The sequence below is a fragment of the Speluncibacter jeojiensis genome (assembly GCF_029589495.1).
Lineage (GTDB): Bacteria > Actinomycetota > Actinomycetes > Mycobacteriales > Mycobacteriaceae > Speluncibacter > Speluncibacter jeojiensis.
This window is the reverse complement of record NZ_JAAIVF010000003.1, coordinates 436,449-461,042: the sequence shown is the minus strand read 5'-3', so window position 1 is coordinate 461,042 and position 24,594 is coordinate 436,449. Positions and strand designations below refer to the sequence as shown.

Sequence of the window (24,594 nt, the reverse complement as noted above, 5' to 3'; positions counted from 1 at the left end):
GGGTCAGCGCATGCGGAGCGCGTCGCCGATACCGCCGGGACGCGTCAGGGCGGCGGCGGTCGCCGGCCCGAGCCCGAGCGAGCGCGCGGCCGCCAGGTCGTCCACGTTGTCGACGTCGCAACGCAATCCGGGCCACGGCCCGTCGAGCAGCACGGCCCCGAGTCCGGCGTGGGCCTCGGCGCTGCGGCCGCCGAACCGGGGGGCCAACTCGTCCTGCCCGCCCGCCACGATCAGCGCGCACGTGCCCGTGCCGTGCCGGTCGGTGACGATCGATCGGGGCGCGCCCGCGGCCGCGGCCAGTGCCGCGTCGAACTCGGCGGCACGCAAGGCCGGCAGATCGGCCTGCAGGGCGACCAGGATGGAGTGCGGGTGCCGGACGCGAATCCGTCCGGCGGCGGCCGTCAGCGCGTCGTTGAGGCCGTCTGCGGCGGTCCGCGGGCCACCGCGGGCGCGGCGGGGATCGGCGATCACCGTCGCGCCGTGGCGACGGGCCTCGGCGGCGACCGTCGGGTCCGGGGTGATGACCCACACCGCGGCGACCTCCGCGGCGGTCGACGACGCGGCGACGGTGTCCGCCAGCATCGCCAGCACCAGCTCGCTGCGGTGCGCGGGTGTCAACGCCGCCGCCAAGCGGGACTTGGCGCTGAGCAGATCTTTGACCGGGATCAACACGTGTGCGCCCACGGCGGTGGCGGGCGCGCGAGTCATGCGCGCAATCCTGCCAGGTCGCCCACCACCGACGGCGCACTCGGTACGGTCATGGGCGACGAGGCGGTGTCCGCCCGGCGGTATCAGGTCCGCGCGGCGCGATCAGGGAGGTAGTGGTGCAGGTGACCAAGGCTGCGGTGATGGGGGCGGGATCGTTCGGGACCGCGTTCGCGAAGGTGTTGTGCGACGCGGGAACCGAGACGGTCATCTGGGCCCGCCGTGGTGCGGTCGCGGAGTCGATCAACGAACGTCACGTCAATCCGGACTACCTGAGCGAGGTCGTGCTGCCCGACGGGCTGCGGGCCACCGACGATCATCGTGAGGCCCTCGCCGGTGCGGGCGTCGTGGTGCTGGCGGTGCCCTCGCAGACCTTGCGCACCAACCTGGCCGAGTGGGCCGGTGTGATCGGCCCGCAGGCCACACTGCTCAGCCTCGCGAAGGGCGTCGAGAGCGGCACGCTGATGCGGATGAGTCAGGTGATCGGTGAGGTCGCCGGCGCCGACGCCAACCGGATCGCGGTGCTGTCCGGCCCCAACCTCGCCAAGGAGATCGCGCAGGGTCAGCCGACGGCGACCGTGATCGCCTGCCCGGATTCCGCCCGCGCGATCGCGCTGCAGCGGGCCTGCGCCACCGGCTATTTCCGGCCGTACACCAACACGGACGTGATCGGTTGCGAGATCGGCGGCGCCGCCAAGAACGTGATCGCGCTGTGCTGCGGCATGGCCGTGGGCATCGGGCTGGGGGAGAACACCCTCGCCGCGATCATCACCCGGGGACTCGCGGAGATGACCCGGCTGGGAGTCGCGCTGGGCGCCAACGCCAAGACCCTGTCCGGACTCGCCGGCGTCGGCGACCTGGTGGCCACCTGCTCGTCGCCGCTCTCGCGCAACCGCACGTTCGGCGAGCGACTGGGCGCGGGCGAATCGCTCGAGAGTGCTCAGGCCGCGGCGAACGGGCAGGTCGCCGAGGGGGTCAAGTCGTGCAGTTCGGTGCGTGCGCTGGCGCAGAGCTACGGCGTGGAGATGCCGCTGACCGACGCGGTGCACCGGGTGTGCCACGAGGGACTCACGCCGCAGGAGGCGTTGGCGCAGTTGCTCAAGCGGGACATGAAGCCGGAGTGATCCGGGCCGGGTCTGCCGGCACTCGTCTGCGGTTTACGCACCGCCTGCCGCGGCAGGTACGGTCTGACGAGTGAGTAGAGCCCGCACCAAGGTGGCCGTGATCTTCGGTGGCCGCAGCAGTGAGCATTCCGTGTCGTGCGTGTCCGCCGGCAGCATCCTCGAACATCTCGATCCCGAGCAGTTCGAGGTCGTGCCGATCGGGATCACCGAGGACGGCGCGTGGGTACTGGGGCCGGGTGATCCGCGCGAACTGGCCGTCGACGGCAAGTCGCTGCCCTCGGTCGACCCGACCGGTGTGGCGCTGGCGCTGACGGCGGACCCGACGCGCACCGGAGAACTCGTCGCGCTCGGCGACGGTCCGGCCGGCCAGGTGCTGGCCTCCGTCGACGTGGTGTTTCCGGTGCTGCACGGTCCGTTCGGCGAGGACGGCACCGTCCAGGGGCTGCTCGAACTGGCCGGCCTGCCGTACGTCGGCCCCGGTGTGCTCGCCAGCGCCGCCGGCATGGACAAGGAGTTCACCAAGAAGCTGCTCGCCGCCGAGGGGCTGCCGGTCGGAGTCCAGGTCGTGCTGCGTCCGGGCCGTGCGACGCTGACCGAGGACGAGCGCGCGCGTCTGGGCCTGCCCGTGTTCGTCAAGCCTGCCCGCGGCGGGTCGTCGATCGGCATCACCCGGGTGGCGAGCTGGGAGGGACTGGACGCCGCGATCGCGACCGCGCGCGAGCACGATCCGAAGGTGATCATCGAGGCCGGGATCGTCGGCCGCGAGGTCGAGTGCGGCGTGCTCGAGATGCCCGACGGCACCGTGCGCGCCAGCGTGGTCGCCGAGATCCGGATGCCCGACACCAGCGGCGACGACGCGGCCTTCTACGACTTCGACACGAAGTACCTCGACGACGTGTGCGAGTTCGACGTCCCGGCGAAGCTGGACGACGAGATGAGCGACGCGGTGCGCACGATGGCCGTCGAGGCGTTCGCGGCGCTGGACTGCCAGGGCCTGGCCCGTGTCGACTTCTTCGTCACCGAGGACGGACCGGTGATCAACGAGATCAACACGATGCCCGGGTTCACCGCGATCTCGATGTACCCGCGCATGTGGGCGGCGACCGGCATCGACTACGAGACGCTGCTCGCGACCATGGTGCAGACCGCGCTGAACCGGGGGACCGGGCTGCGCTGACGTCCACGGGACCGGACGCGAACGGGCGGTTGTCCGGGCATCGGCCGAGTGGCCTGCCGGACAACCGCCCGTTCGCGTGTGGGAGGTGTCTAGTGGGAGGTGTCTAGGAGTGCGGTGCGGGCGCCGGATCGATCGGCTTGGCGGGCAACGCCTTCGCGATCGCGTCGGACACCGCCTGGATCGGGGTCGGGCCGGTGCCGTCGGGCAGCGTCAGTGCCGCGTACACACCGCGGTCGACCACGTACCAGGTCGACGCGTCCAGGCCCTGGTCCTTGCCCGACACCTGCAGCCACTGCACGTCGTCGACGACCTGCAACGCACTGCCCTGGACGAACTCGGCGGGCCGATCGAGCCCGCAGCGCAGCGTGATCGCCTGCCCGCCGTCCGCCTTGTTCCACGCGAGCGCACCGGCCGGTGCCGGCTTGACGAGTTCGGCGCGCTGGTAGTCGTCGAGCGAGTCGGGCATGGCCTCGAGCATCTCGGTGCACTCGGCGGATTCGGCCTGCGGCGCCGGGACGGCACCGAGCGCGACCGGTTCGCGGGTGGTGGTGCGCCCGGTCATGACCGCGGCGACGATGATGCCGACGAGCAGTGCGACCGGCAGCGCGACCGCCGTGGCGATCAGCGCGGGATGACGCCGGGGAGTCGTGTCGGCGGCGGACGATGCGGCGCCGGACGGTCGGGCATCGGTGGACTTGTCGCCGTCGGCGTCGGGCTCGGTGTTCTGGTGCGGGCTCATCGTTCCTGGGGGGTAGCTGCGGGCGGGGTGACGATCGGGCAGGTGAGTGTGCGGGTGATCCCCGCGACGCGCTGGATCGGCGCGATCACGTTCGAGGCCAGCAGGTCCATCGAGTCGGCGCACACGCGCACGATGATGTCGTAGGGGCCGGTGAGCACCTCGGCGGTGCGCACACCGCCGAGGGCGACGATCTCGTCGGCGACCGCGCCGGCGCGACCGACCTCGGTCTGGACCAGGATGTAGGCCTCCACCGCTTGCGAGACCACTCGTCGCACCTACCTCGCGCTCGCCTCGTTAGGATTCGACCCTGCCACCGGGATCTCACGGGGCGATCCGACAGTAGGGCGGCCGGCAAGTCCGACCAGCGACAACGCTACCGCAGCGCGTGGGGCCCGACCGTCGCCGACGACGAGCCGAGCTTCGGGAGGCCGGGATGTGTGCTGCGCAGGACGACGACCGAACCGTCGGTCGGACAGGCGAATTCGCGGTCATCGACCGCATCACGGCGGGGCGTGGGCAGGCGCCCACGACGATCGTGGGACCGGGCGACGATGCGGCGTTGATCACATCCCCGGATGGCCGGGTGGTCGCGACGACCGACATGCTGGTCGAGGGCCGGCACTTCCGGCTGGACTGGTCGACGCCGCGGGACATCGGACACAAGGCGATCGCGCAGAACGGCGCCGACATCGCGTCGATGGGCGCCGTCTGCACCGCCTTCCTGGTCGCGTTGGGCTGCCCGGCGGGCACGCCGATGAGTGTGATCGAGGAACTCAACGAGGGACTGTGGCGGGAGGCCACGCGGGCCGGCGGATCGATCGTCGGCGGTGACCTAGTCGCCTCCGAACAACTGGTGATCTCGATCACCGCGCTCGGCGACCTGCAGGGCCGGGAGCCTGTGCTGCGGTCCGGCGCGCGGGACGGCGACGTGGTCGCCGTGGCGGGGGAGCTGGGCCGGTCCGCGGCGGGCCTGGCACTGCTGGATGCCGGCGTCGACTGTGGCTCGGACGACGCGCTGGCCGCGCTGGTGCGGGCGCACCGCACGCCGCTGCCGCCGTACGGGCGGGGTCCGGAGGCGGCGGATGCAGGGGCGTCCGCACTCACCGACATCTCCGACGGGCTGATCGCCGACCTCGGACACCTCGCCCGCGCGTCGGGCGTCCGGATCGCGCTGGACCGCGCGGCGCTCACCCCGTCCGACCCGATGGTGCGCGCGGCCTCTCTCCTCGGTGCGGACGCCGGGGACTGGGTGCTGACCGGTGGTGAGGATCACGCGCTGGTCGGCTGCTTCCGGACGCCGCCGCCGTCGGGGTGGACGGTTGTCGGCGCGGTCCGGCCGGGCTCGGGAGTGGTCGTCGACGGGGTCGGCTGGGACAGGCCCGGTGGGTGGGAGAGCTACTGAGCCGGCGGCGCAGGGCGGTCGGGATCGGGCCGGCGGCCGCGCGATAGGTTGCAGCGATGGAGAACACGGTGCGCACCGGTGCGGTCGGTGCCGAAGCCCCCGGACGGGAGACCTGCTGATGGGTGCCCAGCCGCTGAGCGAGTTGGTCGACCCGGGCTGGGCCCGGGCGTTGGAACCGGTGGCCGACCAGGTCGCCGAGCTCGGCCGGTTCCTGCGTGCGGAGACGGCGGCCGGCCGCGGCTACCTGCCGGCCGGGGAGCATGTCCTGCGCGCGTTCACCCAACCGCTCGACGGGGTCCGAGTGCTGATCGTGGGCCAGGACCCGTATCCGACGCCGGGACACGCGGTGGGGCTGAGCTTCTCGGTCGCGCCCGAGGTGCGCCCGATTCCGCGCTCGCTGGTGAACATCTACCGCGAGTACTGCGACGACCTCGGCCTGCCGATGCCGGCGAACGGCGACCTGACCCCGTGGGCGGATGCGGGTGTGCTGCTGCTCAACCGCGTGCTCACGGTCGGCCCGGGCAACGCGGGCTCGCATCGGGGCAAGGGCTGGGAGGCGGTCACCGAGCAGGCGATCCACGCGCTGGTGGCCCGCGAACAACCACTGGTGGCGATCCTGTGGGGCCGCGACGCCGGCAACCTGCGGCCGCTGCTCGGCGACGTGCCGGTGATCGCGTCCCCGCACCCGTCGCCGCTGTCGGCCTCGCGCGGCTTCTTCGGGTCTCGACCGTTCAGTCGCGCCAACGACCTGCTGCAGGGGCTCGGCAGCGCGCCGGTCGACTGGCGGCTCCCTGGGGCCTGACGACCTCCCCGAGTCGGCGGCGCCTCCGCACGCGGTCTGCGGGGGCGCGTCGGCCGGGTGCGGAGACGGAAGAGCCCCGGACACACTGTGTCCGGGGCTCTTCCGAAGGTGCGGAAACTACCCGCGCACAACCTTGCCGGCCTTCAGGCACGAGGTGCACACGTTGAGCTTCTTGCGGTTACCCGGGGAGACCTCGGCCCGGACCGTCTGGATGTTCGGGTTCCAACGGCGCTTCGTCCGTCGGTGCGAGTGCGAGACGGACATGCCGAAACCGGGTCCCTTGGCACAGACGTCGCAGACGGCAGCCATAGTCGTCGTACTCCTTGCGTTGTGGGAAACGATGGTTTGTCGATCGTCGCCTCACCCGCATCCGCGCGCACAGCACGACGCCTGCCTGGTGGGGCAACCCTGCAAGGGTAACGGGTCGGCCAGGTCGAGAACAAATCTGCCCCCGTCGTGGCGCACGGCGCGGGTGCGGTTCGCACGGCTAGGCTCGGGACGCAAGCGGTGCGGTCGCGCGGGAACCCCGAATGCGAGCGCTCGACCGGACCCGGCGAGCGGACCGGCGTTCAATCAGAGGTGGGAGGGGCTGATCGAGGTGGTCGACGTTCCACTCGCGCTGGACGGGCCGGTCCTGCGGTCGTGGGTGCGCGATTGCGTCGACGCGTTCGAGTGCTGCCGCGACGAGATCAACGAACTGAACGTCTTCCCGGTGGCCGACTCGGACACCGGAACGAACCTGTGCCACACGATCCGGTCCGCGGCCGAGGCGGTCGAGACCCTCTACGCGCCGCGGCCGGACGCGAGCAGCCGGGACGAGGTGAGCCGGCCGGCCCCGTCGACCGCCGAGGTGGCGACCGCGCTGGCGACCGGCGCGGTCGCGGGCGCGCGGGGCAACTCGGGGGTGATCCTCTCGCAGGTGCTGCGTGGGATCGCGGCCGCGTCCGGCGGCGGCGACCTGGACGCGAAGGCCCTGACGGTCGCCCTCGGCCGCGCGCTGGAACTGGTCAACCAGGCGGTGAGCACCCCCGTCGAGGGGACGATCATCTCGGTGCTGCGGGCCGCGTCCGGCACCGCCGAGCAGGTGCGCGACTCCGCCGACGGGCTGGGCGTCTTCGTCCGCGCGGTGGCCGAATCGGCGGCCGCGGCGCTCGAACGCACACCGCACCAGTTGGCCGTGCTCGGCGAGTCCGGTGCCGTCGACGCCGGCGGCCGCGGACTGCTGGTGCTGCTGGACTGCCTGGTCGAGGTGGTCACGGGGGCGCGCCCCGCGCGGCCCGTGTTCCGGCGGCGCAGTGCGGTCGAGGCGCCGGGGCGGTCCGGTCAACCGATCACCACGCTGTCGCTGGCCCGTGCGGACGAGGCGGGCCGCGAGATGCGCCCCGAGGAGCACTGCGCGGCGGGCGTCGAGGACTACGAGGTGATGTACCTGCTCGACCTGCCTGGCGACGCGTCCGGCGTGCCGGTGCTGCGCGAGCGCCTCGAGCAGCTCGGGAACTCGGTGGTGATCGTCGGCGACGGCGACGGCGGGTGGTCCGTGCACGTGCACTGCGAGGACGCCGGCGCGGCCGTCGAGGCCGGCCTGGAACTCGGCCGTCCCCGGCGCATCCGGATCACCAATTTCGGGTTGGAGGAGCAGGCCCGGGAGCGCGGCGCGCTGCCGAGACTCGAGGGCCGCGCGGTGCTCGCGGTCGTGACCGGCGTCGAGGCGGCCGAGTTGTTCGCCGGTGAGGGCGCCGAGGTGCTGCTGTGCGACGGTCCGCCCGGTCCGGCGGACCTGCTCAACGCCATCGTGCGCACCCGGGTCGGTGAGGTGGTCGTGCTGCCGAACGGTGTGGTCCCGGCCGAGGACCTGGTCGCGGTCGGCGCCGCCGCCCGGGACCACGGCCAGCAGGTGCACCTGCTGCCGTGCGGTTCGATGGTGCAGGGGCTGGCGTCGCTGGCGGTGCACGACCCGCACCGGGCCATCACCGACGACGCCTACACGATGGCCGAGGCCGCGGCGGGCACCCGCGCGGCCACGCTGCGCATCGCGGAGGAACGCGCGTTGACCTGGGCGGGCACCTGCGAGCCGGGTGACGCGCTGGGCATGATCGGCGGCGAGATCCTCGTGGTGGAGAAGCGTCCCGAGCAGGCCGCGCAGACGCTGATCGACCTGATGCTCGGCACCGGCGGCGAGCTGGTGACGATCCTGACCGGATCCGGGGCGAGCGAGTCGCTGGCGGACAGCCTGACCGAGCACGTGCGGCGCAACCACCCGGCCACCGAGCTGATGCTCTACCCGGGCGGCCAAGGCGACGACATCCTGCAGATCGGTGTCGAGTAGACGATGGCGAACCTCTCGACCCCCCTCGATCGTGTGCTCGGTGCGCCGGCGGCGAAACTGCTCGCGGACACCCATCAGCTGGCCACGGCCGGTGACCTGCTGCGCTATTACCCGCGCCGCTACCAGAACCCGTTCCAGCTGTTGGGGGACAAGCGGCCCGTGCTCGGCGAGCACGTCACCTTCGTCGCGAGCATCGCGAAGGTCGACCTGCGGACCTCGCAGAAGAACCGCAAGAGCACCTTCCTGCGGGTCACGCTCACCGACGGCGCCAACAGCATCGGTGCGACGTTCTTCAACGGCCACAAGCTCAAACACGTGATCAAGGCGGGTCGTCGCGGCCTGTTCTCCGGCGTGGTCGGCGACTATCGGGGTGCGCTGCAGCTGACCCACCCCGGCTACCTGATGCTGCCCGACGCCGCATTCGACGACGAGGACGGCAGCCCGTCGGTCATCCCGGTCGGGCGCCGCATCTCCGGCAGCGGCGACATCGCCGACCTGGCCCGCGCGGTCGGCACGACGGTCGCCGAGGACGGGGGTGGATCGGACACGGTCCTGGACCTGTCCGAGTTCGACCGCTCGCAGCTGCCGATCTACCCGGCCGGCAAGGAACTGCAGAGCTGGACGATCTGGCGGTGCGTGCGTCAGGTGCTCGACGTGCTCGACCCGGTCGAGGACCCCATGCCGCCGCAGATCCTCGCCGAGTACGGGCTGTGCTCGCTCGACCACGCACTGCGCGTCATCCACCTGCCCGAAGACGAACACGAGATCGAGACCGCGCGAGCGCGGCTGCGGTTCGACGAGGCGGTCTCGCTGCAACTGCTGCTGGCCCAGCGACGGCGCGAGGACGCCGGCCGCAGCGCCCCGCCGTGCACATCGACCGACGGTGGGGTCGGGGCCGCCTTCGACGCGCAACTGCCGTTCGAGCTGACCGCCGGGCAGCGCGCGGTGGGCGTGCAGCTGGGCGACGAGCTGGCGCAGGGCCGCCCGATGAACCGGCTGTTGCAGGGCGAGGTCGGGTCGGGCAAGACGATCGTCGCGCTGCGGGCGATGCTGCAGGTCGTCGACGCCGGTCACCAGTGCGCGCTGCTGGCGCCGACCGAGGTGCTGGCGACCCAGCACGCCCGGTCGCTGCGGGCCATGCTGGGGCCGCTGGCCACCGCGGGTGAGCTCGGCTCGCCCGACCACGCGACCCGGATCACGCTGCTCACCGGGTCGATGTCGACGGCCGCCAAGCGGGCCGCGCTGCTGCAGATCGCCGATGGCGACGCGGGCATCGTGGTCGGCACGCATGCGCTGCTGCAGGACAACGTGTCGTTCTTCGACCTGGGCCTGGTGGTCGTCGACGAACAGCACCGCTTCGGAGTGGAGCAGCGAGACGCCTTGCGCGGCAAGGGACGTGACGAGGTGACGCCGCACCTGCTGGTGATGACGGCGACCCCGATCCCGCGCACGATCGCGATGACGGTCTTCGGGGACCTGGAGGTCTCCACACTCAGCGAGCTGCCCCGGGGGCGCAGCCCGATCGTCAGCAGCGTCGTCCCGGGCCGCGAGAAGCCGGCCTGGATCGCGCGCGCCTGGGCGCGGATCAACGAGGAGGTCGCGGCCGGTCGGCAGGCGTACGTCGTGTGCTCGCGGATCGGCGGCGACGACGGGGCCGGGCAGGACGAGACCGACGAGGACGAGGCTGCCGGGGCGCCCGAGCCGGAGTCGAAGGCCCCGCCCACGCACGCGGCCGTGGACGTGTTCGAGCGGCTCGGCGCGGGTGCGTTGGCCGGCGTGCGCACCGGGCTGCTGCACGGGCGCCTGCCCGCGGACGAGAAGGACGCCGTCATGGCGGCGTTCTCGGCGGGGGAGATCGACGTGCTGGTGTGCACGACCGTCGTCGAGGTCGGCGTCGACGTGCCGAACGCGACGGTGATGGTCGTGGTGGACGCGGACCGGTTCGGGGTCAGCCAGCTACACCAACTGCGCGGTCGCGTCGGTCGCGGCGGGCACCAGGGGTTGTGCATCATGATCAGCGAGCTGTCGCCGGGGGCGCAGGCCTTCGCCCGGCTGAACGCGGTCGCCGCGACCAATGACGGCTTCGCGCTCGCCGAGCTCGACCTGGCGCAACGCCGGGAGGGCGACGTGCTCGGTGCGGCGCAGTCGGGCAGTGCGAAGACGCTGCGGCTGCTCTCGCTGCTCGACCACGCGGAGATCATCGAGCGGGCGCGGGCCTTCGCCACCGAGGTCGTCGACGCGGATCCCGACCTGACCGGCCATCCCGGGCTCGCCGAGATGGTCGGCTCGGTCCTCGACGAGGAGACAACGGAGTTCCTGGAGAAGTCCTGACGCCCCTCGGGCGGGCCGCAGGCGGTAGCTTTGGCCCATGTTCTCGAAGGTTCTGGTCGCCAACCGCGGCGAGATCGCGATCCGCGCGTTCCGTGCCGCCTACGAACTCGGTGCCGGCACGGTCGCGGTCTTCCCGTATGAGGACCGCAACTCCGGCCACCGTCTCAAGGCCGACGAGGCCTATCAGATCGGGGAGCCCGGACACCCGGTGCGCGCCTACCTGTCGGTCGACGAGATCGTCGGCGCGGCGCGGCGGGCCGGGGCCGACGCGATCTATCCGGGCTACGGGTTCCTGTCCGAGAATCCGGATCTGGCGGCCGCATGTGACGCGGCGGGCATCGCGTTCATCGGCCCGACCACCCATGTCCTGGAGCTGACCGGCAACAAGGCGCGGGCGATCGCGGCGGCCCGGGAGGCGGGCCTGCCGGTGCTCGCGTCGTCGGAGCCATCGGCCGACGTCGAGCAACTGTTGGCCGCCGCCGAGTCGATGCAGTTCCCGCTGTTCGTCAAGGCGGTCGCCGGCGGCGGCGGGCGCGGCATGCGTCGGGTCGCCGAGCCCGAGCAGTTGCGTGAGGCGATCGAGGCGGCGGCGAGGGAGGCGGAGTCGGCGTTCGGGGACGCGACGGTGTTCCTCGAGCAGGCGGTGATCGACCCGCGGCACATCGAGGTGCAGATCCTCGCCGACACCGAGGGGAACGTCGTCCACCTCTACGAGCGGGACTGCTCGGTCCAGCGCCGGCACCAGAAGGTGATCGAGCTGGCCCCGGCGCCGAACCTGGATCCGGGCCTGCGCGAGCGGATCTGCGCGGACGCGGTCGCGTTCGCGCGACAGATCGGCTACTCGTGTGCCGGCACGGTCGAGTTCCTCGTCGACGCGCGTGGCAATCACGTGTTCATCGAGATGAACCCGCGCATCCAGGTCGAGCACACGGTGACCGAGGAGATCACCGACGTGGATCTGGTGCAGGCGCAGATGCGGATCGCCTCCGGCGAGACCCTCGCCGACCTCGGCCTGAGTCAGGACAGGATCGCGATCCGGGGCGCCGCGCTGCAGTGCCGGATCACCACCGAGGACCCGGCGAACGGCTTCCGCCCCGATACCGGCCGGATCACCGGCTACCGCAGCCCCGGCGGCGCCGGCGTGCGACTCGACGGCGGCACCACGCTCGGTGCCGAGGTGGGCGCCTATTTCGATTCGATGCTGGTCAAGCTGACCTGCCGCGGTCGCGACTTCCCGACCGCCGTCGCCCGCGCCCGCCGGGCGGTGACCGAATTCCGGATCCGCGGCGTCGCGACCAACATCCCGTTCCTGCAGGCGGTCCTCGACGACGACGACTTCCGCGCGGGCCGGGTGACGACGTCGTTCATCGAGCAGCGGCCGCAGCTGCTGACCTCGCGCGGTTCGGCCGACCGGGGCACCAAGATCCTCGAGTACCTGGCCGACATCACCGTCAACAAGCCGCACGGCGAGCGGCGGTCGGCCGTCTACCCGCACGACAAGCTCCCCGCGATCGACCCGACCGCGCCGATCCCGGACGGCTCGCGGCAACGGCTGCGGGCACTCGGTCCGGGCGGTTTCGCGGCCGCGCTGCGTGAGCAGAAGGCGCTCGCGGTCACCGACACCACATTCCGCGACGCGCACCAGTCGCTGCTGGCCACCCGGGTGCGCACCCGCGACCTGCTCGGCGTCGCCGGGCACGTCGCGCGCACCACCCCGCAGCTGCTGTCGATCGAGGCATGGGGCGGGGCGACCTACGACGTCGCGCTGCGGTTCCTGCACGAGGATCCGTGGGAGCGGCTGTCGGCGCTGCGCGAGGCGATCCCGAACATCTGCCTGCAGATGCTGCTGCGCGGGCGCAACACCGTCGGCTACACGCCCTACCCGGACCGGGTCAGTCAGGCGTTCGTGGCGGAGGCCGCGGCCACCGGCGTGGACATCTTCCGGATCTTCGACGCGCTCAACAGCATCGACCAGATGCAGCCCGCGATCGACGCGGTCCGCGAGACCGGCACGGCCGTGGCCGAGGTCGCCATGTGCTACACGGGCGACCTGTCGAACCCGCGCGAGAACCTCTACACGCTGGACTACTACCTGCGTCTGGCCGAGCAGATCGTCGACGCGGGCGCCCACGTGCTGGCGATCAAGGACATGGCCGGGCTGCTGCGTGCCCCCGCGGCCAAGACGCTGGTCACGGCGTTACGCGCCAACTTCGACCTGCCCGTGCACATCCACACCCACGACACCCCGGGCGGGCAGCTGGCCAGCTACCTGGCCGCGTGGGAGGCCGGGGCCGACGCCGTCGACGGCGCCTCCGCCGCGATGGCCGGCACCACCAGCCAGCCCGCCCTCTCGGCGATCGTCGCCGCGACCGCGCACACCGACCGGGACACCGGTCTGGATCTGGACGCGGTGTGCGAACTCGAGCCGTACTGGGAGGCCGTGCGCAAGGTGTACGCGCCGTTCGAGTCGGGCCTGCCCGCCCCGACCGGGCGGGTCTACGAACACGAGATCCCCGGCGGGCAGCTGTCGAACCTGCGGCAGCAGGCCATCGCGCTCGGTCTCGGCGACCGCTTCGAGGAGATCGAGGCGAAGTACGCCGGCGCGGACCGGCTGCTGGGCCGACTGGTCAAGGTCACCCCGTCGTCGAAGGTGGTCGGGGACCTGGCGCTGGCGCTGGTCGGTGCGGGCGTGTCCACCGAGGAGTTCGAGACCGATCCCGGCCGCTACGACATCCCCGACTCGGTGGTCGGGTTCCTGCGCGGCGAACTGGGCGAGCCGGCCGGCGGCTGGCCCGAACCGCTGCGCAGCCGCGCGCTGATCGGGCGCGGCGCCCCCCGCCCCGAGCAGCAACTGACCGCGGCCGACGAGCGGGGCCTGTCCGGGACCGCCGCCGACCGTCGCGGCACACTCAACAGGCTGCTGTTCCCGGGGCCTACGCGCGACTTCGCCGAGCACCGCGAGACCTACGGCGACACCTCGCTGCTGTCGAGCAACCAGTTCTTCTACGGCCTGCGCCGCGGCGAGGAACACAACGTGCAGCTCGCGCCGGGCGTGCAGCTGCTGATCGGCCTCGAGGCCATCTCCGAGCCCGACGAACGCGGCATGCGCACGGTCATGTGCATCCTCAACGGCCAGCTGCGACCGGTGCAGGTGCGCGACCGGTCCATCGCCGCCGACCACCCGGCCGCGGAGAAGGCCGACAAGAACGATCCGGCGCACCTGCCCGCACCGTTCGCCGGGGTGGTCACGCTCGTCGTCGACGAGGGGCAGCGGGTGGAGGCCGGTGAGTCGATCGGCACGATCGAGGCCATGAAGATGGAGGCCGCGATCACCGCGCCGCGCGCCGGCACCGTCACCCGCGTCGCGATCTCGCCGGTGGCGCAGGTCGAGGGCGGCGACTTGCTCGTGGTGGTGGCGTCCTGAGCATGCGTCTCGCCTCCGCCCTTTCGTCAGCTCCTCGCTCGTTCCTCGCTGTGATGCTCCGAAAGGTCCTCGGCTCGTGACCCGCATCGTGGCCGGACAGTTCGGTGGGCGGCGGCTGCGGGTGCCGCCCAGCGGAACCCGGCCCACCTCCGACCGGGTGCGCGAGGCCATGTTCAGCGCCGTGCAGGCCCGCATGGACCTGGACGGCGCGGCCGTGCTCGACCTCTACGCCGGTTCCGGCGCGCTGGGACTCGAGGCGCTCTCCCGCGGCGCCGATCACGTCGTGCTCGTCGAGTCGGATACGAAGGCCGCGGCCGTGGCCCGTGCCAACGCAGCCGAACTCGGCTCCACCGGCGTCGCCGTGCGCCAGTCGACGGTCGCCGGGGCGCTGGTCGGCGCAGCCGACCGCGAATACGACCTGGTCCTCGCGGATCCGCCGTACGCGGTGGGCGAGGACGAGGTGCGCGCCGTGCTCGACGCGTTGGTGGCCGGCGGCTGGGTCGGCGAGGGCTCGCTGGTGATCCTGGAGCGTTCGTCACGGTCGCCGGACACGCCCTGGCCGGACGGCTTCTCGGCGCCGAAGGTCAAGCGGTACGGGGAGACCCGGCTCGAGTACGGCACCTGTTACGGTCGTCAGCCATGAGCAGCGCCGTGTGTCCGGGATCCTTCGATCCGGTGACCAAGGGACACCTCGACGTCATCGGCCGCGCCGCGGCGCAGTTCGACGAGGTCGTCGTCACCGTGATGATCAACAAGAGCAAGCAGGGGCTCTTCTCCGTCGACGAGCGCATCGCCATGCTGCGCGAGGCGACGGCGGACCGGCCGAACGTGCGCGTGGACTCGTGGCACGGCCTGCTCGTCGACTACGCGCAGGCCAACGGTGTGACCGCGATCATCAAGGGCCTGCGGGGCGCCAACGACTTCGACTACGAGCTGCAGATGGCGCAGATGAACCAGAAGCTGACCGGCGTCGACACCTTCTTCATCCCGACCAACCCGCTGTACAGCTACCTGTCGAGCTCGCTGGTCAAGGAGGTCGCGACGTTCGGTGGCGACGTCTCGGACATGCTCCCGGCGGCGGTGCACGAGCAGCTGCTGGCGCGGCTCGCGGAGCGTGCCGCACGCTGACCGGGGCGGTCGACTGGCCGCCGATGGGCGACGCAGGTTGCCGTCAATCCCCGACACACCGACGGGGAACTGACATCCGCGGCGCTGTTGCGGGCAGACTTGACGGGGAACACGCACGTCGACGAATGGGGTTAGCGGTGTACCGGGTATTCGAGGCTCTCGACGAACTCGTGGCGATCGTGGAGGAGGCGCGCGGCGTTCCGATGACCGCCGGTTGCGTCGTCCCGCGTGGCGACGTGCTGGACCTGCTCGACGACGTCAAGGAGGCGATCCCCAGCGAGCTCGACAACGCGCAGGACGTCCTCGACCACCGCGACCAGCTGGTGGACGACGCCCAGACGAACGCCGAGCAGACCGTCTCGCGGGCGCGGGCGCACGCCGACGCGACGCTGACCGAGTCCCGCGAGGAGGCCGATCGGATCGTCGCCGACGCCAAGGCCCACGCGGACCGCATGGTCGCCGAGGCGACCGCCCACGCCGAACAGCTCGTCCTCGACGCCACCAACGAGGCGGACCGGCGCGTGCAGGACGGGCAGCGTGAGTACGAGACGGTCACGGGCCGCGCGCGCACGGAGGCGGACCGGATGATCGAGGCGGGCAACGCGTCCTACGAGCGTTCGGTCGCCGACGGCACCGCCGAACAGCAGCGCCTGGTGTCGCAGAGCGAGGTCGTGCAGGCCGCACACGCAGAATCGGCCCGCGTCGTGGACGCCGCCCACGCCGAGTCCGACCGCCTGCGCGGCGACTGCGACGTCTACGTCGACACTAAGCTCGCGGAGTTCGAGGAGTTCCTCAACGGCACCATCCGGTCGGTCGGCCGCGGCCGACAGCAGTTGCGGTCCGCCGGCACCCCGGACTACGGCCAGGGCTACGGCGGATACGGGAGCACCGAGTACGGCTCCGCCGACTACGGCGCCAGGGCCTGACGACCGTACCCGCGCGCCGCGGCCGGGCGGATTGGCACACCTGCTGCCACACCGCGTACCGTGGTGTGGTTGCCCGATCGTGCGCGCATGCGCCGGCGGGGCGACGCATCCCGTGTGATCGGCCCCGTGTGATCGAGTCCGTGTCGTCGATCGCGTGGGCACAAGTCCAGCCGGTCGCCGTCCGGCGACCAACACACAGCATCGGAGTGAAGCCAGTCGTGTCCCCACAGCACCCCGCACCGGACCGTCCGGATCCGGCGTCGCCGTTCGTGCTGGACACCAGCCGGCTGGGGCGCAGGCCCGGTTCTATGCGCACGATCGAGCGCACGGTCACCGTCGACGAACCGATCGGTCTGGACCTCATCGCGATCCCGGCCGGGAGCCCGATCGAACTGGACCTGCGGCTGGAGTCGGTCGTCGAGGGTGTGCTGGTCACCGGTGGCGTCCGCGCGGACACCGAGGGCGAGTGCTCGCGCTGCCTGGAGCCGACCAGCGGTGAGCTCGAACTGTCGCTGACCGAGCTGTTCGCCTACCCGGACAGCGTCACCGACGAGACCACCGACGAGGACGAGGCGCATCGCGTCGTTGACGAGCTGATCGACCTCGAGCCGGTGGTGGTCGACGCGGTCGGCCTGGCCCTGCCGCTGCAACCGCTGTGCAGCGAGGACTGCCTGGGATTGTGCCCGGAATGTGGCATTCGCCTGGCGATTGCAGGTTCCGAGCATGGGCATGAGATACTTGATCCTCGCTGGGCCGCGTTGGCCGAAAAGGTCGCCGGAGACGGCGATGACGGCGGCGATCCGCAGGGCCGGCACACACGAGACCAGCAGAACACAAGCAGTGCGAACACCGACCTGGGTTCGCACAATGAAGCCGAGGAGAAGTAGCCGTGGCCGTTCCCAAGCGCAGAATGTCGCGTTCCAACACCCGGTCGCGGCGCAGCCAGTGGAAGACCGCTGCGCCGACCCTCGTCACCTGCCCGAACCGGGGCTGCGGCGAGAAGACCCTTCCGCACGTGGCGTGCCCGTCCTGCGGCACGTACAAGGGGCGCCAGGTCACCGCAGCGGTGTAGTCGGTGACCACCGAGAATTCCTCAACTCAAGGCGGCGGGCCGGAGCGCAGTGCTCTGCTCGCCGCCTTGGGTGTTGAACTGGACGATGCACTCCTCGAACTGGCGCTGACGCACCGCTCGTACGCGTACGAGCACGGCGGGCTGCCGACGAACGAGCGGCTGGAGTTCCTGGGCGATTCGGTCCTGGGTCTGAGCATCACCGAGAAGCTGTACCTCGACCACCCCGACAAGCCCGAGGGCGAGTTGGCGAAGATCCGTGCGAGCGTGGTCAACATGCATGCGCTCGCCGAGGTCGCGCGGGGGCTCGGCGAGGGTGGGCTCGGTGCCCATTTGCTGCTGGGCAAGGGCGAAGAGCAGACCGGCGGCCGGGACAAGGCCAGCATCCTGGCGGACGGCATGGAGTCGCTGCTCGGTGCGGTGCACCTGCAGTACGGGCTCGACCGGGCCCGAGAGGTCGTGCTCACGCTGTTCTCCGGCCTGCTCGAGCGCGGGCCGCGCCTCGGCGCCGGCCTGGACTGGAAGACGAGCCTGCAGGAGCTGACCGCCGAGCGTGGCCTGGGCGTGCCGCGCTACGAGATCGCCGCGACCGGACCCGACCACGACAAGGAGTTCACCGCGACGGTGCTCGTCGGTGGACAGCCCCGCGGTGTCGGAGTCGGGCGCACCAAGAAGGAGGCCGAGCAGAAGGCCGCCGGTGTCGCCTGGGGTTCCCTGTCCGACGACGCGGCCACCTCCGCCGGCGTCGGCGAGGCGGGCGACACGGCCGTCACCGACTCCGCCGCACCCGGCGACAAGGGCGAGGCCGGCAGCGCCGCCGCCGCGACCGCCGACTGACAGGTGCCCGAACTCCCCGAGGTCGAGGTGGTCCGCCGTGGCCTCGAGGCGCACGTCGTCGGGCGCACGATCGATGACGTGCGGGTGCTGCACCCGCGCGCGGTGCGCCGGCACCCGCACGGGCCGGTCGACCTCTCCGCGCAACTGGCCGGCGCGACGATCACGGCCGCCTGTCGGCGCGGCAAGTATCTGTGGCTCGAGCTTTCCGACCCCGCCGGACACGTCGACCGGGCGCTGGTGGTGCACCTGGGCATGAGCGGGCAGATGCTCGTGCAGCCCGGCACCGCCGCGCCCGAACGCCACCTGCGCATCACCGCGCAGATCAGCGGAGCCGAACGGGAGCCGGCGGAACTGCGCTTCGTCGACCAGCGGACCTTCGGCGGCTGGGCGATCGCCGAACTCGTCGAGGCCGACGGCGCCGTGCTGCCGGAGCCGGTGGCGCACATCGCCCGTGACCCGCTGGACACGCGGTTCGACCGGTCGGCCGTGGTGGCGACGTTGCGGCGCAAGCACACCGAGATCAAGCGGGCGCTGCTCGATCAGACGGTGGTCTCGGGCATCGGCAACATCTATGCCGACGAGGCCCTGTGGCGGGCGAAGATCCACGGGCGCAGGCGAACCGACGCGCTGACGAGGCCGGCGCTGCAGCGGGTTCTCGGCGCCGCGACCGACGTGATGACCGAGGCGCTCGCGCAGGGCGGTACCTCGTTCGACTCGTTGTACGTCAACGTCAACGGGGAGTCGGGCTACTTCTCGCGCAGCCTGGATGCCTACGGGCGTGAGGGTGAGCCGTGCGCGCGGTGCGGTGCGCCCATCCGGCGCGAGAGTTTCATGAACCGCTCGTCGTACAGCTGCCCCCGGTGTCAGGTCCGTCCCCGCGGATTCGGCACACCCTGAGCATCTTCCGCTCAGTCGCGTGCCCCGACCGGCCTACCCGGGCGGTCAATCCCCACGATTCGCCGCGCGCGCCGCGCGCCGTGCGGGAAGGATGAGCGGATGGATCGCGCGACGGATGTGCTGGGCCACGTCAACGACATCTGGTGGAACGTGATCATCGTGGTCCTGGTCGCGCTCGGCCTCTTCTTCACCGTGCGGACCCGCTTCGTGCAGTTGCGGCTGATTCCCGAGATGGTGCGGCTGATCGGGGAGAAGCCGCTCGACATGCCGGACGGGTCGCAGGGCATTTCGTCGCTGCGGGCGTTCTGCGTGTCCGCGGCCTCGCGGGTGGGCACCGGGAACATCGCGGGGGTTGCGCTCGCGATCAGCATCGGCGGACCGGGTGCGGTGTTCTGGATGTGGGTGCTGGCCGTGATGGGTGCCGCGACGGCGTTCGTCGAGTCGACCCTCGGCCAGCTGTACAAGATCCGGGACGGCGACGCCTATCGCGGCGGCCCGGCGTACTACATGCTGCACGGCCTGCGGCGCCGCTGGATGGGCGTGCTGTTCGCGGTGATCATCACGGTCACCTATGGCCTGGTCTTCAATGCGGTGCAATCGAATTCGATTGTCGATGCGGTGAAGAACTCGTTCGGCGGCCACGGCTCCGCAGTCGGGCCGATCGTCGGCATCGTGGTCGCCGTGCTCGCCGGTGCGGTGATCTTCGGTGGGATCCATCGGATCTCGGCGGTCTCGCAGATCCTGGTGCCGCTGATGGCGGGGTCGTACGTGATCCTCGGGGTCGCCGTCATCGTGCTGAACATCGGCGAGGTCCCGCACATGATCTGGCTGATCGTGCAGAACGCCTTCGGTTTCCGTGAGGTGGTCGCCGGCGGATTCGGCGCGGCGCTCATGCAGGGCGTGCGGCGCGGCCTGTTCTCCAACGAGGCGGGGATGGGCTCGGTGCCCAACGCCGGATCGACCGCCGCGGTCTCGCACCCGGCAAAGCAGGGCCTGGTGCAGAGCCTCGGCGTGTACTTCGACACGATCCTGATCTGCACCACCACGGCGTTCATCGTGCTGCTGTCGGAGCCGCAGTACGGCACCGCCGCGGGGGCGAGCCTGACCCAGAAGGCGCTGTCTGCGCAGCTGGGGCCGTGGGCGGTGGACTACCTGACGGTGGTGATCTTCTTCCTCGCCGGCACGTCGGTGATCGGCAACTACTACTACGGCGAGACGAACATCGGATTCCTCACCAGCGCCCGCTGGGCGCTGCCGTCGTTCCGGGTGCTGGTGATGCTGTGCGTGTTCGCCGGTGCGCTGGCGTCGGTGCCGTTCGTCTGGGGACTGGCGGACCTGTTCATGGGGTTGATGGCGTTGACGAACCTGGTGGCGATCGCGCCGCTGTCGGTGTACGCCTTCCGCCTGCTCGACCACTATGTCGTGCAACGCCGGCAGGGCCGCGAGCCGACCTTCGAGCGATCGGAGATGCCGGACATCCCGGGCGTTCAGGTGTGGGACGACGGCGAGGCGGCGCGGGTGGGCGCCGGCTGACGATCCTCCGGCGTAAAGATCGCGTCAACGCGTCCTGATCATCGCGTCAAGGGCGCGTCAGGGACCGCGGCGAGGGCCTCGCGCGGGGTGATGCTGAGCGGACGCGGACACGGGTCCGTGTGCGGCGCTGGGCAATCGATCGGGCGCCGCTTCGTCGTGTCGAAGGGGCATGTCATGGCCGATCTGGCCTATGTGCTGCTGATCCTGGGTGGCTTCATCGCGTGTGCACTCGTGCTGCGCGGTCTCGGGCGCAAGGGGCTGCGGTGACGGGGGCGGGGGTGCTCGCGGTCGTGCTGATCGCGGTCGCCGTCGCGGTGGTCGGATATCTGCTGGTCGCGCTGCTCGACCCCGAGAGGTTCTAGATGAGTCCCGCTCTCGCCGCCGGGCTGCAACTGGCGTTCGTGGTGGTCGTGCTCACCGTCGTCTACGTCCCGCTCGGCGATTACATGGCCGCGGTGTTCACCCGGCCCCGCCACCTGCGCGTCGAACGCGCGATCTACCGGGTCTGCCGGGTCGACCCGCACGCCGACCAGACCTGGTCGGGTTATGCGCTCAGCGTCCTCGGCTTCTCCGCCGCGAGCGTGCTGTTCCTCTATGTGCTCCAGCGCATCCAGGGCGTGCTGCCGCTGAGCGGCGGACTGTCCGGGGTCAGCCCGGCGGTCGCGTTCAACACCGCGGTCTCGTTCGTCACCAACACCAACTGGCAGTCGTACACACCTGAGACGACGATGAGCAACCTCACCCAGGCCGCCGGCCTGGCGGTGCAGAACTTCGTCTCCGCCGCGGTCGGTCTGGCGGTGGCGATCGCGCTGATCCGCGGGTTCGTCCGGGTGCGCGGCAGCGGCCAGATCGGCAACTTCTGGGTCGACCTGGTCCGCGGCTGCCTGCGCATCCTGCTGCCGCTGTCGCTGCTGGTCGCGGTGATCCTGCTGACGCAGGGCGTGATCATGTCCTTCCACACGGGGTTCGCCTCGACCGCGCTCGACGGTACCGCCGCCCACAACGCGCTGGCGCCGGTCGCCTCGCAGGAGGCCATCAAGGAACTGGGCACCAACGGCGGCGGCATCCTCGGCGCCAACTCGGCGCACCCGTTCGAGAACCCCACCCCGCTGAGCAACGTCGTCGAGATCCTGGCGATCCTGATCATCCCGGTCTCGCTCACCCGCACCTTCGGCACCATGGTCGGCAGCCGCCGCCAGGGGCTCACGCTGCTGTCGGTGATGGCGTTGCTGTGGGGCTCGATGCTCGCGTTCGTCTCGTGGGCGGAGCAGCATGTGCACGGGGTGGCTGCGCAGGCGGCCGGCGCCATGATGTCGGGGCCAATGATGGAAGGAAAGGAGGTCCGGTTCGGGATCCCCGGGTCGGTGCTGTTCGCGGTGAGCACCACCGGCACCTCGACGGGTGCGGTCAACTCGGCGCACGACAGCTACTCGGCCGCTGGCGGCGGCGCGTTGATGCTCAACATGCTGCTCGGCGAAATCGCGCCCGGGGGCGTGGGCACCGGGCTCTACGGCATCCTGGTGTTCGCGATCATCGCGGTGTTCGTCGGCGGGTTACTGGTCGGCCGCACCCCCGAGTACCTGGGCAAGAAGTTGCGCCGCCGCGAGGTCACCATGGCCGCGCTCGCGGTGCTGGTGATGCCCGCGCTGGTGCTCGTCGGCACCGGGATCACGGTCATCCTGCACTCGACCCCCGGATTCCTGACCAACGGCGGGGCGCCGGGCTCGCCCGGGTCGATCCACGGATTCTCCGAGGTGCTGTACGCGTTCGCCTCGGCGTCGAACAACAACGGCAGTGCGTTCGGCGGCCTGACCGCGACCAGCGACTGGCTCCAGTCATCGCTGGGGATCGCGATGCTGCTGGGCCGCTTCCTGCCGATCATCTTCGTGCTCGCGCTGGCGGGTTCGCTTGCGGCGCAGAAGAAGACCCCGGCCGGCGCCGGGACGCTCCCGACCCACGGTGCGATGTTCTCGGGCCTGCTGGTCGGCACCATCGTGCTCGTGGCGGCACTGACGTTCTTCCCGGCGCTGGCGCTGGGCCCGATTGCGGAGGCATTGTCATGACGGTAGGTCAACTGCCGAAATGCTCGAAGAATCCGAAGGATTCGGAAAGTATTGAGCTGCAGCGTGTTCCGGCATCGAAGTCGGTGGCCGGGGGAGTGTTCGACCCGCGCGGCCTGCTCACCTCGCTGCCGGATGCGGCGCGCAAGCTCAGTCCGCGCCACCAGGCTCGCAACCCTGTCATGTTCGTGGTGTGGGTGGGTTCGATCATCACGACGGTGCTGGCCGTCGCGCGGCCGAGCTGGTTCGCCTGGCTGACCGCCGCGTGGCTGTGGTTCACCGTGCTGTTCGCGAACCTGGCCGAGTCGGTCGCCGAGGGGCGCGGCAAGGCCCAGGCCGACAGCCTGCGCAAGGTCAAGACCGACACCGTCGCGCACCGCATCGCCGCCTCGGGCGGCACCGAGCAGGTGCCCGGCGCCGAGCTGCGGGTCGGGGACCGGGTGGTCGTCGAGGCAGGTCAGGTGATCCCCGGCGACGGCGACGTCGTCGAGGGCATCGCCACCGTCGACGAGTCGGCCATCACCGGCGAATCGGCCCCCGTGGTCCGCGAATCCGGCGGCGACCGGTGCGCGGTCACCGGCGGCACCACCGTGCTCTCGGACCGGATCGTGGTGCAGATCACCGCGGCGCCGGGGGAAACCTTCGTGGACCGGATGATCGCGCTCGTCGAGGGTGCGGCCCGGCAGAAGACCCCGAACGAGATCGCGCTGAACATCCTGCTGGCCTCGCTGACGATCGTGTTCCTGTTCGCGGTGGTGGCGATCGGCCCGATGACCGCGTATGTCGGCCGCCAGCCCGACCCGATCCGGCTGATCGCACTGCTGGTGTGCCTGATCCCCACCACGATCGGTGCGCTGCTCTCGGCGATCGGCATCGCCGGCATGGACCGGCTGGTGCAGCGCAACGTGCTGGCCATGTCCGGGCGCGCGGTGGAGGCGGCCGGCGACATCGACACGCTGCTGATGGACAAGACCGGCACCATCACGTACGGCAATCGCCGTGCCACCGAGCTGATCCCGGCGCCCGGGGTGCGGGCCGAGGAGCTGGCCCGCGCGGCCCGGCTGTCGAGCCTGGCCGACGGGACCCCGGAGGGGCGCAGCATCGTGGAACTGTGCGCGGCCGAGTTCGGCCTGACCGTCGGGGCGGACCCGGGCGAGCAGCGCGGCGAGTTCGTGGCGTTCACGGCGCAGACCCGGATGAGCGGCATGGACCTGGACGGCCGCGAGATCCGCAAGGGCGCAGCCGATTCGGTGCTCGCCTGGGTCGGACAGTCCGCGGACCGGGCGTCGGCCGAGGTGTCAGGTGCGGTGCAGGCAGTCGCGCAGGACGGCGGCACGCCGCTGGTGGTCGCCGAGCGCGGTCCGGCAGGGGTGCGGCTGCTCGGCACGATCCGGCTCTCGGACGTGGTCAAGCCGGGCATGGCCGAACGATTCGCCCAGCTGCGGGCGATGGGCATCAAGACCGTGATGATCACCGGCGACAACCCGTTGACCGCCCGGGCGATCGCCGCCGAGGCGGGGGTCGACGACTTCATGGCCGAGGCCACCCCGGAGGACAAGCTGGCGCTGATCCGCAAGGAGCAGGAGGGCGGCCGGCTGGTGGCGATGACCGGCGACGGCGCCAACGACGCGCCGGCACTCGCCCAGGCCGACGTCGGGGTCGCGATGAACACCGGCACGTCGGCCGCGAAGGAGGCCGGCAACATGGTCGACCTCGATTCCGACCCGACCAAGCTGATCGAGGTCGTCGAGATCGGCAAGCAGCTGCTCATCACCCGCGGCGCGCTGACCACGTTTTCGCTGGCCAACGACCTGGCGAAGTACTTTGCGATCCTGCCCGCGCTGTTCAGCGGCGTTTATCCTGCGCTGGGGCGGCTGAACATCATGGGACTGCACAGCCCGAACTCGGCGATCATCTCCGCGGTGATCTTCAACGCGCTGATCATCGTGGTGCTGATCCCATTGGCGCTCAAGGGCGTGCGTTATCGGCCGGCGTCGGCCTCGCGGCTGCTCGGGCGAAACCTGTTGGTCTACGGCCTCGGTGGGGTGATCGCGCCGTTCCTCGGTATCTGGCTGATCGACCTCGTCGTCCGTTTCATTCCCGGAATCGGGTGA

At 71.3% G+C, this 24,594-nt stretch carries 22 protein-coding genes; 18 read left to right on the top strand and 4 right to left on the bottom strand.

Annotated features, from left to right (window positions below; all coding sequences use genetic code 11):
* Window positions 1-3 precede the first annotated feature (3 nt).
* A complete protein-coding gene (gene cofC / locus G4X40_RS13135) occupies window positions 4-708 on the bottom strand; it encodes a 2-phospho-L-lactate guanylyltransferase (RefSeq protein ID WP_277833015.1) in 705 nt (234 codons plus the stop codon).
* 122 nt (window positions 709-830) lie between these two features.
* On the opposite strand from cofC, the gene G4X40_RS13130 reads away from it, so the two are divergent.
* The gene (locus tag G4X40_RS13130) at window positions 831-1,829 is read left to right on the top strand and encodes an NAD(P)H-dependent glycerol-3-phosphate dehydrogenase (protein ID WP_277833107.1); all 999 of its coding nucleotides are present in this window, start codon (window positions 831-833) and stop codon (window positions 1,827-1,829) included.
* 70 nt (window positions 1,830-1,899) lie between these two features.
* Complete coding sequence (locus G4X40_RS13125) at window positions 1,900-3,006, top strand: D-alanine--D-alanine ligase family protein (RefSeq protein WP_277833014.1); 1,107 nt, start codon at window positions 1,900-1,902, stop codon at window positions 3,004-3,006.
* Between the two features lie 103 nt (window positions 3,007-3,109).
* Here G4X40_RS13125 and G4X40_RS13120 read toward each other — a convergent pair whose 3' ends face one another.
* Together G4X40_RS13120 and G4X40_RS13115 are read right to left on the bottom strand one after the other, a co-directional pair.
* Window positions 3,110-3,745 (bottom strand): DUF3515 domain-containing protein, encoded by a 636-nt coding sequence (locus tag G4X40_RS13120; RefSeq protein WP_277833013.1) that lies wholly within the window; start codon window positions 3,743-3,745, stop codon window positions 3,110-3,112.
* On the bottom strand, window positions 3,742-4,011 hold the full coding sequence (locus G4X40_RS13115) for an Lrp/AsnC ligand binding domain-containing protein (protein WP_277833012.1): 270 nt from the start codon (window positions 4,009-4,011) through the stop codon (window positions 3,742-3,744). Before G4X40_RS13115 ends, G4X40_RS13120 begins: the two co-directional genes overlap by 4 nt.
* Before the next feature lie 167 nt (window positions 4,012-4,178).
* On the opposite strand from G4X40_RS13115, the gene G4X40_RS13110 reads away from it, so the two are divergent.
* Together G4X40_RS13110 and G4X40_RS13105 are read left to right on the top strand one after the other, a co-directional pair.
* Entirely contained in the window at window positions 4,179-5,147 is a 969-nt protein-coding gene (locus G4X40_RS13110; protein WP_277833011.1) for a thiamine-phosphate kinase, read from the top strand.
* A gap of 118 nt (window positions 5,148-5,265) precedes the next feature.
* A complete protein-coding gene (locus G4X40_RS13105) occupies window positions 5,266-5,949 on the top strand; it encodes a uracil-DNA glycosylase (RefSeq protein ID WP_277833010.1) in 684 nt (227 codons plus the stop codon).
* Window positions 5,950-6,066: 117 nt separating this feature from the next.
* Here the strand turns inward: G4X40_RS13105 and rpmB are convergent, their stop codons facing one another.
* On the bottom strand, window positions 6,067-6,258 hold the full coding sequence (rpmB, locus tag G4X40_RS13100) for a 50S ribosomal protein L28 (RefSeq protein WP_277833009.1): 192 nt from the start codon (window positions 6,256-6,258) through the stop codon (window positions 6,067-6,069).
* 289 nt (window positions 6,259-6,547) lie between these two features.
* Between rpmB and G4X40_RS13095 the strand changes: the two genes are divergently transcribed.
* The 14 genes from G4X40_RS13095 (at window position 6,548) to kdpB (ending at window position 24,594) form a co-directional block, all read left to right on the top strand.
* Entirely contained in the window at window positions 6,548-8,275 is a 1,728-nt protein-coding gene (locus G4X40_RS13095; RefSeq protein ID WP_277833007.1) for a DAK2 domain-containing protein, read from the top strand.
* 3 nt (window positions 8,276-8,278) lie between these two features.
* Window positions 8,279-10,606, top strand: a complete 2,328-nt coding sequence (gene recG / locus G4X40_RS13090; RefSeq protein ID WP_277833006.1) for an ATP-dependent DNA helicase RecG — start codon at window positions 8,279-8,281, stop codon at window positions 10,604-10,606.
* A gap of 37 nt (window positions 10,607-10,643) precedes the next feature.
* Window positions 10,644-14,030, top strand: a complete 3,387-nt coding sequence (locus G4X40_RS13085) for a pyruvate carboxylase (protein WP_277833005.1) — start codon at window positions 10,644-10,646, stop codon at window positions 14,028-14,030.
* 76 nt (window positions 14,031-14,106) lie between these two features.
* Complete coding sequence (rsmD, locus tag G4X40_RS13080; protein ID WP_277833003.1) at window positions 14,107-14,673, top strand: 16S rRNA (guanine(966)-N(2))-methyltransferase RsmD; 567 nt, start codon at window positions 14,107-14,109, stop codon at window positions 14,671-14,673.
* The gene (coaD, locus tag G4X40_RS13075) at window positions 14,670-15,158 is read left to right on the top strand and encodes a pantetheine-phosphate adenylyltransferase (protein WP_277833002.1); all 489 of its coding nucleotides are present in this window, start codon (window positions 14,670-14,672) and stop codon (window positions 15,156-15,158) included. The genes rsmD and coaD overlap by 4 nt, the downstream gene beginning before the upstream one ends.
* 137 nt (window positions 15,159-15,295) lie before the next feature.
* The gene (locus tag G4X40_RS13070; protein WP_277833000.1) at window positions 15,296-16,084 is read left to right on the top strand and encodes a DivIVA domain-containing protein; all 789 of its coding nucleotides are present in this window, start codon (window positions 15,296-15,298) and stop codon (window positions 16,082-16,084) included.
* Window positions 16,085-16,353: 269 nt separating this feature from the next.
* A complete protein-coding gene (locus G4X40_RS13065; RefSeq protein WP_332844340.1) occupies window positions 16,354-16,971 on the top strand; it encodes a YceD family protein in 618 nt (205 codons plus the stop codon).
* A 2-nt stretch (window positions 16,972-16,973) separates the two neighbouring features.
* Window positions 16,974-17,156 (top strand): 50S ribosomal protein L32, encoded by a 183-nt coding sequence (rpmF, locus tag G4X40_RS13060; RefSeq protein WP_277832999.1) that lies wholly within the window; start codon window positions 16,974-16,976, stop codon window positions 17,154-17,156.
* A gap of 3 nt (window positions 17,157-17,159) precedes the next feature.
* Window positions 17,160-17,990, top strand: a complete 831-nt coding sequence (gene rnc, locus G4X40_RS13055) for a ribonuclease III (protein WP_277832998.1) — start codon at window positions 17,160-17,162, stop codon at window positions 17,988-17,990.
* Between the two features lie 3 nt (window positions 17,991-17,993).
* The gene (mutM, locus tag G4X40_RS13050; protein ID WP_277832997.1) at window positions 17,994-18,887 is read left to right on the top strand and encodes a bifunctional DNA-formamidopyrimidine glycosylase/DNA-(apurinic or apyrimidinic site) lyase; all 894 of its coding nucleotides are present in this window, start codon (window positions 17,994-17,996) and stop codon (window positions 18,885-18,887) included.
* A 99-nt stretch (window positions 18,888-18,986) separates the two neighbouring features.
* Entirely contained in the window at window positions 18,987-20,420 is a 1,434-nt protein-coding gene (locus tag G4X40_RS13045; RefSeq protein WP_277832996.1) for an alanine/glycine:cation symporter family protein, read from the top strand.
* A gap of 263 nt (window positions 20,421-20,683) precedes the next feature.
* The gene (gene kdpF, locus G4X40_RS13040; protein ID WP_277832995.1) at window positions 20,684-20,782 is read left to right on the top strand and encodes a K(+)-transporting ATPase subunit F; all 99 of its coding nucleotides are present in this window, start codon (window positions 20,684-20,686) and stop codon (window positions 20,780-20,782) included.
* Window positions 20,783-22,483 carry a potassium-transporting ATPase subunit KdpA gene (kdpA, locus tag G4X40_RS13035; RefSeq protein WP_277832994.1) on the top strand — a complete coding sequence of 567 codons (1,701 nt, stop codon included), beginning with the start codon at window positions 20,783-20,785 and terminating at the stop codon, window positions 22,481-22,483.
* Window positions 22,480-24,594 (top strand): potassium-transporting ATPase subunit KdpB, encoded by a 2,115-nt coding sequence (gene kdpB / locus G4X40_RS13030; RefSeq protein WP_277832992.1) that lies wholly within the window; start codon window positions 22,480-22,482, stop codon window positions 24,592-24,594. Before kdpA ends, kdpB begins: the two co-directional genes overlap by 4 nt.